Origin of the sequence: Nonomuraea africana (assembly GCF_014873535.1) — a bacterium.
GTDB lineage: Bacteria > Actinomycetota > Actinomycetes > Streptosporangiales > Streptosporangiaceae > Nonomuraea > Nonomuraea africana.
The window spans coordinates 6395878-6411938 of the sequence record NZ_JADBEF010000001.1; the positions used below are offsets into that span (position 1 = coordinate 6395878).

The 16061-nt window shown below is 69.9% G+C and carries 14 protein-coding genes; 8 read left to right on the forward strand and 6 right to left on the reverse strand.

All coding sequences use genetic code 11. The features are described 5' to 3' along the window. Window positions 1-109 precede the first annotated feature (109 nt). On the forward strand, window positions 110-1168 hold the full coding sequence (locus H4W81_RS30275) for an alpha/beta hydrolase family protein (RefSeq protein ID WP_192777934.1): 1059 nt from the start codon (window positions 110-112) through the stop codon (window positions 1166-1168). Here the strand turns inward: H4W81_RS30275 and H4W81_RS30280 are convergent, their stop codons facing one another. Together H4W81_RS30280 and H4W81_RS30285 are read right to left on the reverse strand one after the other, a co-directional pair. Beyond that, window positions 1169-2926: an ABC transporter ATP-binding protein gene (locus H4W81_RS30280; protein ID WP_192777935.1), complete on the reverse strand. Its 1758-nt coding sequence runs from the start codon at window positions 2924-2926 to the stop codon at window positions 1169-1171. A 1-nt stretch (window position 2927) separates the two neighbouring features. Then, entirely contained in the window at window positions 2928-4616 is a 1689-nt protein-coding gene (locus H4W81_RS30285) for an ABC transporter ATP-binding protein (RefSeq protein ID WP_192777936.1), read from the reverse strand. Between the two features lie 228 nt (window positions 4617-4844). Here H4W81_RS30285 and H4W81_RS30290 point away from each other — a divergent pair, with 228 nt between their 5' ends. Continuing rightward, the gene (locus tag H4W81_RS30290; RefSeq protein WP_192777937.1) at window positions 4845-5294 is read left to right on the forward strand and encodes a hypothetical protein; all 450 of its coding nucleotides are present in this window, start codon (window positions 4845-4847) and stop codon (window positions 5292-5294) included. 56 nt (window positions 5295-5350) lie between these two features. Here H4W81_RS30290 and H4W81_RS30295 read toward each other — a convergent pair whose 3' ends face one another. Further along, complete coding sequence (locus H4W81_RS30295; RefSeq protein WP_225958858.1) at window positions 5351-5974, reverse strand: TetR/AcrR family transcriptional regulator; 624 nt, start codon at window positions 5972-5974, stop codon at window positions 5351-5353. Between the two features lie 55 nt (window positions 5975-6029). Between H4W81_RS30295 and H4W81_RS30300 the strand changes: the two genes are divergently transcribed. Further along, complete coding sequence (locus tag H4W81_RS30300) at window positions 6030-7439, forward strand: MFS transporter (protein ID WP_225958859.1); 1410 nt, start codon at window positions 6030-6032, stop codon at window positions 7437-7439. Between the two features lie 59 nt (window positions 7440-7498). Here the strand turns inward: H4W81_RS30300 and H4W81_RS30305 are convergent, their stop codons facing one another. Genes H4W81_RS30305 through H4W81_RS30315 form a run of 3 tightly spaced genes read right to left on the reverse strand, consistent with a single transcriptional unit; the run spans window position 7499 to window position 10913 of the window. Then, the gene (locus H4W81_RS30305; RefSeq protein WP_192777938.1) at window positions 7499-8239 is read right to left on the reverse strand and encodes a succinate dehydrogenase/fumarate reductase iron-sulfur subunit; all 741 of its coding nucleotides are present in this window, start codon (window positions 8237-8239) and stop codon (window positions 7499-7501) included. Next, window positions 8236-10158 (reverse strand): fumarate reductase/succinate dehydrogenase flavoprotein subunit, encoded by a 1923-nt coding sequence (locus H4W81_RS30310; RefSeq protein WP_192777939.1) that lies wholly within the window; start codon window positions 10156-10158, stop codon window positions 8236-8238. Before H4W81_RS30310 ends, H4W81_RS30305 begins: the two co-directional genes overlap by 4 nt. Further along, window positions 10155-10913 carry a succinate dehydrogenase cytochrome b subunit gene (locus tag H4W81_RS30315; protein WP_192777940.1) on the reverse strand — a complete coding sequence of 253 codons (759 nt, stop codon included), beginning with the start codon at window positions 10911-10913 and terminating at the stop codon, window positions 10155-10157. Before H4W81_RS30315 ends, H4W81_RS30310 begins: the two co-directional genes overlap by 4 nt. A 143-nt stretch (window positions 10914-11056) precedes the next feature. Between H4W81_RS30315 and H4W81_RS30320 the strand changes: the two genes are divergently transcribed. The 5 genes from H4W81_RS30320 (at window position 11057) to H4W81_RS30340 (ending at window position 16056) form a co-directional block, all read left to right on the forward strand. Next, entirely contained in the window at window positions 11057-12040 is a 984-nt protein-coding gene (locus tag H4W81_RS30320) for a LysR family transcriptional regulator (protein WP_192777941.1), read from the forward strand. After that, window positions 12012-13139 carry a PP2C family protein-serine/threonine phosphatase gene (locus H4W81_RS30325; protein WP_225958860.1) on the forward strand — a complete coding sequence of 376 codons (1128 nt, stop codon included), beginning with the start codon at window positions 12012-12014 and terminating at the stop codon, window positions 13137-13139. Before H4W81_RS30320 ends, H4W81_RS30325 begins: the two co-directional genes overlap by 29 nt. Before the next feature lie 3 nt (window positions 13140-13142). After that, window positions 13143-14657 (forward strand): sensor histidine kinase, encoded by a 1515-nt coding sequence (locus tag H4W81_RS30330; protein WP_192777943.1) that lies wholly within the window; start codon window positions 13143-13145, stop codon window positions 14655-14657. Beyond that, window positions 14654-15103 carry a response regulator gene (locus H4W81_RS30335; protein ID WP_192777944.1) on the forward strand — a complete coding sequence of 150 codons (450 nt, stop codon included), beginning with the start codon at window positions 14654-14656 and terminating at the stop codon, window positions 15101-15103. Before H4W81_RS30330 ends, H4W81_RS30335 begins: the two co-directional genes overlap by 4 nt. Before the next feature lie 275 nt (window positions 15104-15378). Beyond that, window positions 15379-16056: a hypothetical protein gene (locus H4W81_RS30340; protein ID WP_425574686.1), complete on the forward strand. Its 678-nt coding sequence runs from the start codon at window positions 15379-15381 to the stop codon at window positions 16054-16056. Window positions 16057-16061 lie beyond the last annotated feature (5 nt).

Genomic DNA, 16061 nt, shown 5'->3' on the forward strand with positions numbered 1-16061 from the left:
CCCCCGAGCGTATGACGCAGCGAACCGGACACATTACGACGAAAGTCGTAACTCCCCAGCAACGATCGGAGCTGGGCCGCTTCCCGCGGGTGGGACCAGAGTGATCCGCATGAAGACGCCCTACGTTGTCGCGGCCCTGTCGTCGGCCCTCATCGCCGCCCCCGCACACGCCGAGACCGCCAAGCCCTCGCTGCCCGAACCGACGGGCGAGCAGACGGTCGGCACGACCTCCCTCCACCTGGTCGACATCGAGCGCCGCGACCCCTGGAACCAGGAGGCGGCCGCCAGGGAGCTCATGGTCTCCCTCTGGTACCCGGCGTCCAGGTCAGGAGGAAAGCGCGCGAGCTACCTGACGAAGGAGGAGTCGGCCGCCGTCCTGAAGGACTTCGACGTGCCTCCCGAGACACTCACCGCGACCCGGGCGCACGCCAGGGTGAGCCCGCCGCCCTCCCGGGCCAGACTGCCCCTGGTGCTGATGTCCCCGGGCTTCACCATGCCCAAGGCGACGCTGACGTCGCTGGCCGAGGACCTGGCCAGCAGGGGCTATCTGGTGGCGGCGGTGGAGCATACCTACGAGTCGGTCGCCACCACCTTCCCCGACGGCAGGACCACCACCTGCCTAGCCTGCGTGCGAGGGCAGGACGGCGCGAAGGTCGCCCAGGGAAGGGTCGCCGACCTGCGGTTCGTGCTCGACCAGCTCATGAGGCGGGACCTGGTCGACCGCTCCAGGATCGCCGTGGTCGGCCACTCGATGGGCGGCAACAGCGCCGCGCACACCATGCTGGCCGACCCGCGGGTCAAGGCGGCCGCCAACCTGGACGGCACGTTCGCCCCGATCGTGCCGAATCTGGGCAAGCCCTTCCTCATGGTCGGCACCACCAAGCACGTCCCTGACGGAAAGGACAGCACGTGGCGGCAGTCGTGGGCCAACATGACGGGCTGGAAGCGCTGGATCACCGTGACCGGCGCCGACCACTCCTCGTTCGTCGACTACGCCGTGCTCAGGCCCCAGCTGGGCCTGCCCGCACCCGAGCTCGTCGGAGCGCGGGCGCTGAAGATCACCCGCGCCTACCTCGCCGCCTTCCTCGACACGCACCTGCGGGGCAGGGACGAGCCGTTGCTGGACGGCCCGTCCACGGCCTACCCCGAGGTGCGGTTCTGGAAGTGATCAGCGGGCGGTCGGGGCGGGGCTGCCGTGCCAGCTGGCCCACAGGGCCGCGTAGGAGCCGCCCTCGGCCACCAGCTCGTCGTGCGAGCCCAGCTCGCTGATCCGCCCGTCCTCCACCACCGCCACGCGGTCCGCGTCGTGCGCCGTGTAGAGGCGGTGCGCGATCGCGATCACCGTGCGGCCGTCGAGAACGGCCGCGAGGGACCGCTCCAGGTTGCGCGCGGCCCTGGGGTCGATCAGCGAGGTGGCCTCGTCGAGCACCAGCGTGTGCGGGTCGGCCAGGACCAGCCTGGCCAGCGCGATCTGCTGGGCGTGCGCGGGTGAGATCGCCGTGCCGCCCGAGCCGACCGTGGTGTCGAGCCCGTCGGGCAGCGACTCCACCCAGTCCAGCGCGTCCACCGCCCTCAGCGCGTCGAGGACCTGCTCGGAGGTGGCGGAGGGCCGCGCGATGAGCAGGTTGTCGCGCAGCGTGCCGCGGAAGACGTGATGCTCCTGGGTGACCAGCGCGACGTGGCCGCGCAGGTCGTCCAGGGGCAGGTCGACCAGTGGCACCCCGCCGACCGTGACGGAGCCGGTGCGCGGGCCGTGGATGCCGGCCAGCAGCCTGCCGAGCGTCGACTTGCCCGCGCCCGAGGGCCCGACCATCGCCAGCCGCTCGCCAGGACGCAGCGACAGCGACACCCCGTGCAGGACGTCGTGCCCCTCGCGGTAGGCGTAGCGCACGTCCGAGGCGGCCAGGTTCTCGCCCGCCGGCACCGAGGTGCCTGCCGCACGGTCGTCGGGCACGTTGGCCACGCCCAGCAGCCGCGCCATCGCCGCCCCGCCGACCTGCAGCTCGTCGATCCACATCAGGAACCTGTCGAGCGGGTCGATGAGCTGCTGCGCGTAGAGCACGGCGGCGGTGACCTGGGCGAGCGTCACCCAGCCGTTGGTGTAGAACAGCCCGCCGACCAGCAGCGCCGAGACCACGGGGATCACGTAGCCGAGCTCGACCATGGGGAACCACACCGTGCGCAGGCCGAGCGTGTAGCGCTCGGCCGCCCACGACCTGGAGATGTCGCCGTCAGTGCGGGCGTGCCTGCGCTCCTGCAGGCCGAGCGCCTCGATCGTGCGGGCACCCTCGACCGTCTCGGCCAGCCCCTCGGTCATGTCCGCGTAGGCGGCGTTCTCCCGCAGATAGCCGTCGCGCGCCCGGTTGAGGTACCACCGGGTGGAGATCCAGATGATGGGGACGGCCAGTAGCATCGGCAGCATGAGCAGCGGGCTGACCAGCAGCAGCGCGCCCACCGTGATCAGCCCGGTGACCAGCGCGATCAGCGTCTCGGGCACCGCGTGCCGCACGGTCCTCGACAGCGAGTCGACGTCGCGCGAGGTGCGGGTGATCAGGTCGCCCGAGCCCGCCCGCTCCACCGTGGACAGCGGCAGCGCGAGCACCCTGTCGACGAACTCCTCGCGCAGCTCGGCGAGCACCTTCTCGCCGAGCCGGGAGGAGGCCAGCACCGCGAAGCGGACCAGCACCGACTGCAGCACCAGGAACGTTCCGATGCCGACGGCCACCAGCGTGACGTTGATGTCCGCGCCGTCCTGCACGTGCTGGACCAGGTTGCCGAGCTGCCACGGCACCGCCAGCCCCGCCACCGCGGCCAGGCCGTGCAACGCGAGGGCGACGGTCAGCTCACGCGGGTACTTCAACGTCAGCCGCCTTGCGTAGGCGCGAACCTGCGCCTGGTCGGCGACGGGGAGAATCTCCCGAGCCATCTCAGTCCTCCCCTCTCGTCACGGTCGCCGCGTAGGCGGGTTCGGTGGCCAGCAGGTCGCGGTGCGCGCCTTCGGCCCGCACCCTGCCGTCCTCCACGTAGATCACGTGGTCGGTGCGGTCGAGCACCAGCGGGCTGGTCGTGCAGACCAGCGTCGTCCGGCCGGCCCGCGCCTTGGCGAGCCGCTCGGCGATGCGCGCCTCGCTGTGCGCGTCGACCGCGCTGGTCGGCTCGACCAGGATGAGCACCTCGGGGTCGGCGACCAGCGCCCTGGCCAGGCGCAGCCGCTGCTGCTGCCCGCCGGAGAACTCCCTGCCCGCCTCGGCCACGTGGGCGTCGAGGCCGTCGGGCAGAGCCTCGATGATGTCCTCGGCGCAGGCGGTGTGCAGTGCCCGCGCCACGTCGTCGGCCGAGGCCTCGCCCCGGACGTCGAGCTCGTCGCGCAGCCGTCCGGCGAACAGCCTGGCGTTGTTGTCGGCGACCAGCACCCTGGAGCGGACCTCGGCCAGCGGCAGCGTGGCCAGATCGGTGCCGCCGAAGGAGACCTCGCCCTCGCTGTAGCGGCCCAGGCGGTCGGCGATCGCGATCGCGTCCTCGGGGGTGCCGCCCGCGAGCGCGGTCAGCGTGCCGGGCCTGACCGTCACCCCGCTCTCGGCGTCGTGCAGGAGGCCGCCATGGGAGGTGTCCTGGCCGCCCGTCACCTCGGGCTCGATCGACAGGATCCTGACCACGCGCCTGGCGGCGACGTGGCCCTTGGTCAGCTTGTCGGCGGCCTCGGTGAGCGTGCGCATCGGGCCGATCAGGAAGACCGCGTAGCCGTAGAAGGCGACGAGCTGGCCCGTGGTGATCTGCCCGCCGACGGCGAAGGAGGCGCCGATGCCGGTGACGATCGCGATGAGCAGGCCGGGCAGCAGGATCTGCGCGCCCTCCAGCATCGACTCGACGCCCGCGACGCGCACGCCCGCGTGCCGTACCCGCTGCGAATCCTCGCGGTAGCGGTCGGCGAAGACCTGCTCGCCGCCGATGCCGCGCAGCACCCGCAGGCCCGCGACGATGTCGGCGGCCCTGGTGGACAGCTCACCCTGTAGCTCGCGGTGGGCCTGCTGGCGCTTGTGCAGCGGTTTGAGCAGCGGGCCGACGGCGATCGCCATCAGCGGCACGCCGATCAGCACCAGCAGCCCCAGCTCCAGCGAGGTGGAGATCAGGATCACGGTCACGGTGACGAGCGCCACGACCGAGCCGACGCCGCGCAGCAGGATGTCCATCGAGTTGCCGATGTGCGCGATGTCGGAGTTGCCGACGCTCACCACCTCGCCGGTGGACAGCCGCTTCGGCAGCGTCGCCCCCAGCCTGGTGGCCTGCCTGGTGGTCACCTGGACCGTACGGTAGGCCGCGGCCAGCCAGTTGTAGACCGCCATCCGGTGCCGCATGATGCCGGCGTAGGACTGGACGAGCCCGAGCCCGAACAGCACCGCCGACCAGGTCACCAGATCGTCGGTGTGCTTGCCGGTGACCGCGTCGATGCCCTTGCCCAGCACGTACGGCATGAGCGCCTGCGCGAACCACCACAGGATGGCGAAGGAGATGCCAATGGCAAGGGCGCCCGCCTGGCGGCGCGCCGTCCAGAGGAGGTAGCGCGTGGGCGTGCGAATGTCAGGGGTGCCTGGATCGGCCTGGGGTAGGGAGCGCATAGCTCGTCAAGATTGACAAATTCCCAGCTCACCGGCAAACGATTTTCCGCGCCTGAGCTGGTGCGCCGCGCGCGGGGGCGCGCCGTGGCGACCACCTCGAGGTCGTCCTCCAGCGTGAGCAGCGTCGCCGGCGCCTCGAGGAGGATCCTCTGGTCCTCGGCCGGCATCGCCCCGATTTGAACCGCCCCCATCCCACCACAAGCGGTGCTCGTGGGACGATCCCGATCTATGACCACCAAACTCATCGGAATCGCGGCGGCCACCCTGCTGGCGACGGCCGCCGTCGCCCCCGCGGCCCACGCCGACACCGGCCTCAAGACCGTGTACGGCTGGGCCAAGAAGTCGGGCGACTCCGCCATGATCCTCACTCCTGCCAAGGCGACGCTCGGCGAGATCGGCGAGAGCGGCCTGCCCGGCTGGAGTCTCGGCAAGAGGACGGGCGAGCCCATCAAGATCGACTACACCGAGGGGCTCGACTTCCGCCAGATCAACAAGAAGTGCGGCAAGCGGGCGGCGGGCTACCCGCACGACAAGTACACGAAGAAGGGCTTCGGCGCGGTCAAGTGCACGCCCGGCGACCTGTGGACGCTGCTGGGCAAGGGCCGCCTGGCCGTCCGGGTCGTCTACGACCCCGCGGGCCCGATGGCCGTCAAGGTCTACGAGCTGAACCTCCCGTAGCACTCGGCCTCTGGGGTTGATGTCCCCCGGAGGTCCTGCGAAGGCCAGGGCGCCGGTCACACCGTGTAAACACCCGCCCTGGCCGCCGTCGCCGCCCCCGCGGCGGCGCGGTCGGCGACGGTCTCGTCAAGGGGATCGCCGCTGGCCAGGAAGCGGTAGTACAGCGGCGCCGAGACCGCGCGGATGACCTCATGGGCGTCCGTTCCGCCGGGCACCTCTCCCCGCGCGATGGCCGCCCGCACGCACCCCGCCCACTCCTCGATCCTCGTCGCGTAGAAGCGGTGCAGCGCCTCGGCCGTCCGCTCGTCACACGTCGCCGCGGCGATCACCGCCTTGAACAGCGCCCCCTGGCGGGGATCGGTCAGGGTGGCGACCACGAGCCTGGCGTTCGCTCTGAGGTCCTCGTCGAGCGAGCCGGTGTCGGTGCGGGGCGTGGACTGTTCGGCCATGTCGACGAGGAGGTCGGCGACCAGGCCCGTGGTCGTGGACCAGCGCCGGTAGACCGTGGTCTTGCCGACCTCCGCCCTGCGGGCGACGTCGGCGAGGTCGAGCCGGTCGAAGCCGTGCTCGACCAGCGCGTCGCCGGCCGCCTGGAGGACGGCGGCGCGCACGCGCGCGGTGCGTCCCCCCGGCCTGACCGCGCCATAACGGGTCTCCAGTTCCATTACCAACCCCCTCATGCTACGTTGCTCTCATCTTAACGGAACCAGAGACCCGTTAGAAGAAGGGCTTGCCATGTCCACGCTCACCCACGCCGAGCCGCGGGCCGTCATGACCGGACGGCAGAAGCTCGTGCTGACCCTCCTCCTCGGCGCCCAGTTCATGATCGCCGTGGATTTCTCGATCCTGAACGTCGCGCTGCCCGTCGTCGGACAGGGGCTCGGTTTCTCCCTCACCCACCTCCAGTGGATCGCCACCTCCTTCGCGCTGGCCGCCGCCGGGTTCACCCTCCTGTTCGGCCGCGTCGCCGACCTGGTCGGACGCAAGCGGCTCTTCCTGGGCGGCATAGCCGTCCTCGGTCTCTCCTCGCTGATGGGCGGTCTCGCCACCTCTCCCGAGGTCCTGCTGGTGGCCAGAGTGTTGCAGGGACTGGCCACGGCCGCCGTCACGCCCGCGGGTCTCGCCCTGCTCACCACGGCGTTCAAGGAGGGCCCGCTGCGGGAGCGCGCCCTCGGCCTCAACGGCGCGCTGATGTCCGCCGGGTTCACCGCGGGCGCGATCCTCGGCGGCCTGCTCACCGACCTGCTCTCCTGGCGCTGGGCCTTCTTCGTCAACGTGCCCGTCGCCGCGCTCGTCCTGGCCCTGGCTCCTTCGGTGATCACCGACTCGCGGCCCGCCGTACGGCCGAAGCTGGACGTGCCCGGCGCGATCGCCGTCACCGGCGGGCTCCTCGCCCTCGTCTACGGCCTCACCCAGGCCGGTGAGACCGGCTGGACCACGCCTTCCACGCTGGCCGCGCTGATCGCGGGGCTCGCGCTCCTGGTGGCGTTCTGGTTCATCGAGAAGCGGGCCGACGCGCCCCTCGTCCCCGTGCGGATCATGAAGCGGCGCAGCGTCGTCTGGGGCAACACCGCGGGGCTCATCGCCTTCGTCACCGAGACGTCGCTGGTCTTCCTGCTCACCCTCTACCTCCAGGAGGTCCTCGACTACTCGCCGCTGGCCACCGGTCTCGCCTTCGGGGTCCTGGGCCTGGGCACCGTGCTCGGCGGCACCCTCGGCGGGCGCGCGGTCGGCCGCCTCGGCACCAGGGCCACCATCGTCGGCGGTGGCCTGGTCCAGGCCGTCGCCACCCTCGCGCTGATCGGTCTCGGAACCTCGGGCTCCTCCATCTGGCTGCTGCTGGCCGCGACCTTCGTCGGCGGCGTCGGCAACATGCTGGTGATCGTGGGCTTCATGGTGACCGCCACCTCAGGGCTGCCCGACGAGGAGCAGGGCCTCGCCACCGGCCTGGCGACCATGACCCAGCAGGTCGGCATCACGATGGGCATCCCGATCATGAGCGCCGTCGTCACGGCCCGGCTGACCGCGCTCGGCGACACGGGCCCGGAGGGGGTGCTCTCCGGGGTCTCGATCGCGATCCTCGTCAACGCCGCCCTGGTGCTGGCGGGCGCCCTGCTCGCCGCCGCCTTCCTGAAGCGCAGGTGACAACGACGACGCGGGCCGCCCCTCCGGTGCGAGGAGGGACGGCCCGCGTTCGCGCGCGCCTACTTGGCGTTGGCCTTGAGGTAGTCGCTGTTCATCCTGGCGATCGTGTCCAGCGGGATCCCCTTCGGGCAGACAGCCGTGCACTCGCCGGTGTTCGTGCATCCGCCGAAGCCCTCGGCGTCCATCTGGTCCACCATCGACTTGGCGCGGGCGATCCGCTCCGGCTGGCCCTGCGGCAGCAGCGAGAGGTGGGTGATCTTCGCCGCCGTGAACAGCGAGGCCGAGCCGTTCGGGCAGGCCGCGACGCAGGCGCCGCAGCCGATGCAGGTGGCCGCGTCGAAGGCGTCGTCGGCGTCCTCCTTGCGCACCGGCAGGCTGTGGGCGTCGGGCGCCGAACCGGCGGGAACCGAGACGAAGCCACCGGCCTGGATGATGCGGTCGAACGCCGACCTGTCCACGACCAGGTCCTTCACCACCGGGAAGGGCGCGGCCCGCCACGGCTCGATGGTGACGGTGGCGCCGTCCTCGAAGTGGCGCATGTGCAGCTGGCACGTGGTGGTGGCGCGCTGCTCGCCGTGAGCGACGCCGTTGATGACCATGCCGCACATGCCACAGATGCCCTCGCGGCAGTCGTGGTCGAAGGCGATCGGGTCGTCGCCCGCCAGGATCAGCTGCTCGTTGACGACGTCGAGCATCTCCAGGAAGGACATGTCGGGAGAGACGTCCTTGGCCTGGTAGGTCACCATCCGGCCGGAGTCCTTGGGACCGCTCTGACGCCAGACCTTAAGGGTGAGGTTCACTTGTAGCTCCGCTGGCTCATCTTGACGTACTCGTACTCGAGCGGTTCCTTGTGCAACACCGGCCCGTCGGGGGTGTGCTCCCACGCCGACACGTGCGCGAAGTTCTCGTCGTCTCGCAACGCCTCACCGTCGGCGTCCTGCGACTCGGCCCTGAAGTGACCGCCGCACGACTCGGTGCGCACCAGCGCGTCCAGGCACATGAGCTCGGCCAGGTCGAAGAAGTCGGCCACGCGGCCGGCCTTCTCGAGCACCTGGTTGAGCTCCTCGGCGGAGCCGGAGACCTTGACGTTGCGCCAGAACTCCTCGCGCAGCGAGGGGATCAGCTCCAGGGCCTTGCGCAGCGACTCCTCGGTGCGCTCCATGCCGCAGTAGTCCCACATGATCTTGCCGAGCTCCCGGTGGAAGGAGTCGGGCGTGCGAGTGCCGTTGATCGACAGCAGCTTGTCGATCTTCGTGCGGACCTTGATCTCGGCCTCGGCGACGGCCTCCTCGTCGACCTCGCCGTACGGGCCGTTGGCCAGGTAGTCGCCGATGGTGGTCGGCAGCACGAAGTAGCCGTCGGCCAGTCCCTGCATCAGCGCGGAGGCGCCGAGGCGGTTGGCGCCGTGGTCGGAGAAGTTCGCCTCGCCGATCACGAACAGCCCGGGGATCGTGGACTGCAGGTCGTAGTCCACCCACAGGCCGCCCATCGTGTAGTGGACGGCCGGGTAGATGCGCATGGGCTGGGTGTAGGGGTCCTCGCCGGTGATGCGCTCGTACATCTCGAAGAGGTTGCCGTACTTCTTCTCCACCGCGTCCCGGCCGAGCCGGTTGATCGCGTCGCGGAAGTCGAGGTACACGCCCAGCCCGCCGGGGCCGACGCCACGGCCCTCGTCACAGACGTTCTTGGCGGCGCGGGAGGCGATGTCGCGGGGCACCAGGTTGCCGAAGGCGGGGTAGATCCGCTCCAGGTAGTAGTCGCGCTCGTCGTCGGGGATGTCGCCGGGGGCGCGCGTGTCGCCCGCCGCCACGGGCACCCAGACCCGGCCGTCGTTGCGCAGCGACTCCGACATCAGCGTCAGCTTCGACTGGTACTCGCCCGACACCGGGATGCAGGTCGGGTGGATCTGCGTATAGCAGGGGTTGGCGAAGTAGGCGCCCTTCTCGTGCGCCCGCCAGATCGCCGTGGTGTTGCAGCCCTTGGCGTTCGTGGACAGGTAGAAGACGTTGCCGTAGCCGCCGGTGGCCAGCACGACCGCGTCGGCCATGTGCCGCTCGATCTCGCCGGTCACCATGTCGCGCACGATGATGCCGCGCGCCCTGCCGTCGGAGACGATCAGCTCGAGCATCTCGTGCCTGGTGAACATCTCCACGGTCCCGGCCGCTACCTGGCGCTCCAGCGCCTGGTAGGCGCCGAGCAGCAGCTGCTGGCCCGTCTGGCCCCTGGCGTAGAAGGTGCGAGAGACCTGCGCGCCGCCGAAGGAGCGGGTGTCGAGCAGCCCGCCGTACTCACGGGCGAACGGCACACCCTGCGCGACGGCCTGGTCGATGATGTTCACCGACACCTGGGCCAGGCGGTAGACGTTCGACTCGCGGGCGCGGAAGTCGCCGCCCTTCACGGTGTCGTAGAACAGCCGGTAGATCGAGTCGCCGTCGCCCCGGTAGTTCTTCGCGGCGTTGATGCCACCCTGCGCGGCGATGGAGTGCGCGCGGCGCGGTGAGTCCTGGTAGCAGAAGGACTTCACGTTGTAGCCCAGCTCGCCCAGGGTCGCGGCGGCCGAGCCGCCCGCCAGGCCGGTGCCGACCACGATGACCTGAAGCTTGCGCTTGTTGGCCGGGTTGACCAGCTTGGCGCTGAACTTCCGCTTCTCCCAGCGCTCCTCGATGGGACCCGCGGGAGCCTTGGTGTCCCTGATCTCCGTGCCCTCGGTGTACTTCACTTCACCACTCCAGTCATGACGGCGATCGGCACCGCGAGGAACCCGAGGACCAGCACGGCCGAGACCAGGGCGGCCACGGCGTTCAGGGTCTTGTAGCGGCTGCCGTTCGACCAGCCGAGCGTCTGGAACATGCTCCACAGGCCGTGCCGGAGGTGGAGGCCCACCATCACGACGGCCACGACGTAGAAGAGGGTGACCCACCAACGCCCTGGCTGGAAGCCGTCGACCAGCCTCTCGGACGGCGCCGAGTCGAACCCGGCGGGGTTGACCACGCCGAAGGTGAGGTCGAGCAGGTGCCAGATCACGAACAGCGCGATGGTGATGCCGCCGAACCGCATGATGTGCGTCGTGTAGCCCTTGGCCTGCGACTTCTTCACCGCGTACTTCACCGGGCGGGCCTTGCTGGCGCGCCTGGCCAGCGAGATGGCCGCCCACATGTGCAGGACGACGCTGGCGAACAGCACCACTTCGACGAGCGTCAGCAGCGTGCGGTACGGCACGAGCGGCTCGCCCATGGTCCGCAGGAAGTGGGCGTACTCGTCGAACGAGTCCTTGCTCAGGAAGATCTTGAGGTTGCCCGTCATGTGGCCGAGGAGGAAGATCACCAGGATGGCGCCCGTGACGGCCATCACGGCCTTCTTGCCGTTGGAGGAGCCCAGGAACCCGCCGGACTTCTTGGGCGTTGCAGGCTTGGGAGCCTTCGCGGGGGAGCTAACCGGCGCGGTGGCGGACCCGCGCTCAATCGTGGCTGTCACGTCTTCCGACGCTAATTAAGCTGCGATTATCCGTCCAAGTCATCATGGTTCTCGTTTCGATAGCCAGGGGCTATTTGCCGGGCAGGAAGCGGCCTGTGCCCCGCCGCGGTGCGATCAATGTCACACCCCGTACGCTGTGGAAAGTGCAGCTCCAGCAGCTCGCCTACTTCGTCGCGGTGGCGGAGACCAGGCACTTCACCCAGGCCGCCGAACGCATGCGCGTCGCGCAGCCGTCGCTGAGCAAGCAGATCAAGGCGCTGGAGACCGAGCTGGGCGCGCCACTGTTCTCCCGCGCGCGCGGGAACGTCACGCTCACGCCCGCGGGCGAGGCCCTGCTGCCGCTGGCGCGCCGGATGCTGGCCGACGCCGACACCGCCCGCCAGGAGGTCGCCGAGCTGGCCGGGTTGAGGCGAGGCAGGGTACGGCTCGGCGCCACCCCCTCCCTCTGCGCCGGACTGCTGGCCGACGCGCTGGCCCGCTTCCACCGTGAGTACCCGGGGATCGAGCTGCTCGTCGAGGAGGGCGGCTCCCGCGACCTGGTCAGGGCGCTCGCCAGAGGGCAGCTCGACCTCTCGGTGATCATCATGCCGCTGCAGAGCGACGATCCCGCCCTGGTGACCGAGGAGATCCTGCGGGAGAACCTCGTGGTCGCCTCGCCTTCGCACGCCCGGGTCCGCCGGCCGTACCTGCGGATCGAGGACCTGCGCGGGCGGCCGATGGTGATGTTCAGGCGGGGCTACGACCTCAGGGAGGCCACGCTGGCCGCCTGCCGGCAGGCGGGGTTCGAGCCAAGGTTCGCGGTCGAGGGCGGCGAGATGGACGCCGTGCTGCGCTTCGTCGAAGCGGGACTGGGTGTGGCCGTGGTGCCGTCGATGGTGCTGGACGGCCGTCCGGGACTGACCGGCATTCCCCTCGCGCCGCCCGGGCTGCGCCGTACGATCGCATTGGCACACCGGAAGGACGTCGAGCCGACCAGGGCCGCACAGGCCTTTCGCGCGACCTTGCTCTTCTTCCTCGCGGAAGCGGACCATGGGGGCGAACTCCCCCAAGGCGTCGAGCTCATCAGAGGTGTACGTGACAGCGCACGGCCTTCCAGAGATGCCTCCCCTGCTGCTGATCGAGGATGACGCGGGTGACGCCTTCCTGGTCGAGGAACTGCTCCAGGAAGTGGAGAAGCCGCCCACGATCACCTGGGCGCGCAGCATCGCCGAGGCCAGGCAGCGCTTCAGCCCCGACATCCAGTGCGTGCTGGTCGACCTGTCGCTGCCCGACGCCGACGGCATGGAGGCGCTGCGCCAGGTGCTGGCCATGGCGCCCGACGTGGCCGTGCTGGTGCTGACCGGGCTCAACGACGCCCACGTGGGCATCGCCGCCGTGGCCGCGGGCGCCGAAGACTTCCTGGTCAAGCAGGACGTCGACGCCCGCCTGCTGGCCAGGGCGATCCGCTACGCCATCGAGCGCAAGCGCGCCGACCTGGCCCACCAGCGGCTCATCCAGTCGGAGCTGACCGGCAGGGAGAACACCCGCCTGGAACACGGCCTGCTGCCCGTGCCGCTGCTCCCGCCAGGCCCCGTCGACCATCAGAGTCGCTACCTGCCCGGACGGCAGCGATCCCTGCTCGCGGGCGACTTCTACGACGCCGTGCAGGGCCCCGACGGCGCGATCCACAGCGTCATCGGCGACGTGTGCGGCCACGGCCCTGACGAGGCGGCGCTCGGCGTGGCGCTGCGCATCGCCTGGCGGACGCTGACGCTGGCCGGCATCCACGGCAACGAGGCGCTCCGCACCCTCGACACCGTGCTCAAGCACGAGCGCAGGTCACCGGAGATCTTCACCACGCTCTGCACCGCCACGATCGACCCCTCACTGCGGCACGCGACCATGCACCTGGTCGGCCACCCGCCACCGGTGCTGATCAGAGAGGGGCGACTCGACGTGGTGCGCGGCGGGCCCTCGGGTCCGCCTCTCGGCATCTTCGCCGACGTGGAGTGGCGCGCCATCGACGTGCCACTCGGCGACGAGTGGTCGGTGCTCCTCTACACCGACGGGCTGATCGAGGCGACCGTCGGCGGCGGGCCCGGTCTGCTCGGCACAGACGGCCTGCTGTCGATCATCCGGAACCACGGCGGGATCGACCTCGACCAGATCATCGACAGGGTGACAGAGATCAACAGAGAGGCGCTCTCCGATGACCTGGCCGCGGTGCTGATCTCCAGGAAGGGATGAGCGATGGCCCGCCCGCGCCCGCTGCCCCCGCCCCAACCACCCATCGGGTACGGCAGGCTGCCCATCGGCCGCTGGTTCGTGTTCGCGGGCGTCGTCGGCCTGCTCGTCCTGGTGGCGGGCGCGATGCTCACGACCGGCACGCTCACGCGGTTCTCCGAGGCGCGGCACGAGGTGATCGACGTCGTGGACCCCGCGGCGCTGGCCACGCTCGATCTGTCGGTGGCGCTGACAGCCCAGGAGGACGCCGTCAGGAGCTTCGGCCTGACCGCGGACAGCCGGTACCTCTCCGCCTACGCGCGGGCGCGCAGCGACGAGAAGGCGGCCCTCGGCCGCATCGAGAGGCTCGTCCCCGGCCCGCGGCTGGAGGCCGTCAGACAGGCGAGCGCCGCGTGGCGCACGCAGTCCGCCGAGCCCGTCCTCGGGGGCGCGGCGCCGACGAAGGAGCACACCGAGGTCAACGACCTCAGGTTCGGCGAGGTCCGGGCGGCGCTCAACGCCCAGCGCGCCCATCTCGAGTCACTCCACGCCGCCAAGAGCCGCCAGCTGGAGCAGCGGGCGAGCACCCTCACCTTCGCGCTCGGCATGCTGGCCGCCGTCCTGGTGGGGGTGCTGGTCCTGATCGGCCTGATCGTCAGGCACGTCGTGCTGCTCCCGGTGGCCGAGCTGACCGCGCAGGTCAGGGCCGTCGCCCAGGGCGACTTCGACCGTTCGCTCAAGGTCGACCGTCCGGCGGAGCTGTCGGAGCTGTCCGGCCACATCGACGCGATGCGCCGCAGGATCCTCGCCCAGTGGCGGCGCTCGGAGGAGCAGGCCGAGGAGCTCAGGCGCTCCAACGGCGAGCTCGAGCAGTTCGCCTACGTGGCCAGCCACGACCTCCAGGAGCCGCTGCGCAAGGTGGCCAGCTTCACCCAGATGCTGGAGCAGCGCTACGGCGACCAGCTCGACGACCGGGCCAAGCAGTACATCTCCTTCGCCGTCGACGGCGCCAAGCGGATGCAGGCCCTCATCAACGACCTTCTCGACTTCTCCAGGGTCGGCAGGATCGGCGGGGAGAAGGTGCCGCTCGACAGCGCGCTTCCGCTGGCCGACGCCCTGCACAACCTCGCCGCGCGGGTCGCGGAGACGGGGGCCCGCGTCACCCACGGCCCGCTGCCCGAGGTCGTCGGGAACAGGTCGCAGCTCACCCAGGTCTTCCAGAACCTCATCGGCAACGCGATCAAGTTCAGGGGCGACGAGCCGCCCGCGGTCCATATCGAGGCCCGCGAGGTGGCGGACGACATGTGGGAGTTCTCCTGCGCGGACAACGGGATCGGCATCGAGGAGAAGTACGCTGACAAGATCTTCCTGATCTTCCAGCGCCTGCACACCCGCGACCGCTATCCCGGGACGGGCATCGGGCTGGCGGTCTGCAGGAAGATCGTGGACTATCACGGGGGCCGGATCTGGTTGGACAGTCAGCAGCGGGAGGGTCGGGGCGCCACCGTGCGGTGGACTCTGCCAGGCAGGAGCCATGAATGAACGACGCGCGCCCCATCGACGTGCTGCTCGTCGAGGACGACCCGGGCGACGTGCTCCTGACCAGAGAGGCGTTCGAGCTCAACGAGGTGCGCAACAGGCTGCACGTCGTCAACGACGGCGAGGAGGCCATGGCCTTCCTTCGCCGGCAGGGCGGCTACGCGTCGGCGCCCAGGCCCGACATGATGCTGCTCGATCTCAACCTGCCGCGCAAGGACGGCAGGGAGGTGCTGGCCGACGTCAAGAGTGACCCCGATCTGCGCAGCATCCCCATCGTGGTGCTGACCACCTCCGAGGCGGAGGAGGACATCCTGCACAGCTACCGCCTGCACGCCAATGCGTATGTGGCGAAACCGGTGGATTTTCACCAGTTCATCCGAGTTGTCCGCCAAATCGATGATTTCTTTGTCGGCGTGGTTAAGCTCCCGCCCCCTGGGCAGCGCTTCTGACTGAGAGGTGACAGGAATCACACGCGGTCATCCAAAAAGTGAGTGACCCTTCTCACAAAACCCGATGGCGTCGTCGTAACGTATCCCCCACCAATGCGCGAGAGGCGAGTGATTCCACCACCCTCGCAGCAGCCATTCCGCGGGAGGTGGAGAGATCCGCGATGACCCAGACGACACCTGAACCCCAGGTCAGAAGACAACGCGCGCAAGTGAAGGTGCGCACGTTCCGCACGGACCGATGGTGGCTCGCCCCGCTACTGACCTTTCTGGGGCTGATGTCCTTTCTTGTCTACGGTGTGTGGGCGATCATCGACAACAGTTACTACGTGCCGGTGGCCGAGTACATCGCACCGTTCGCGTCCCCGTGCCTGGCGACCTCGTGTCCCGAGGGAGCCCGCTTCCTCGGATTTGCCCCGTTCGGCGACTGGTACACCCTGCCGCCGGGGCTGCTGATCCTCGGCCTGCCCGGCGGCTTCAGGTTCACCTGCTACTACTACCGCAAGTCCTACTACCGCTCGTTCTGGCTGTCTCCGCCCGCTTGCGCCGTCCAGGAGCCGCATGGCAAGTACACCGGCGAGACGCGCTTCCCGCTGATCATCCAGAACATCCACCGCTACTTCTTCTACGCGGCGATCGTGATCGGCCTCGTCCTCGCCTACGACGCGGTTCTCGCGCTGATCCACAAGCCGCTTGGCCTCGGCACCTGGATCCTGATCGCCAACGCGATCCTGATCAACGCCTACACGCTCTCGTGCCACTCCTGCAGGCACATCACCGCCGGGCGACTCAACCACTTCTCCCGGCACCCGGTGCGCTACAAGGCCTGGACGTTCGTCTCCAAGCTCAACGCCAAGCACCAGCCGCTCGCCTGGGCGTCGATGTTCTCGGTGATGGGCGCGGACCTCTACGTCCGTCTCGTGGCCAAGGGCCTCATCAACTTCCCGTACGCGTAAGGACC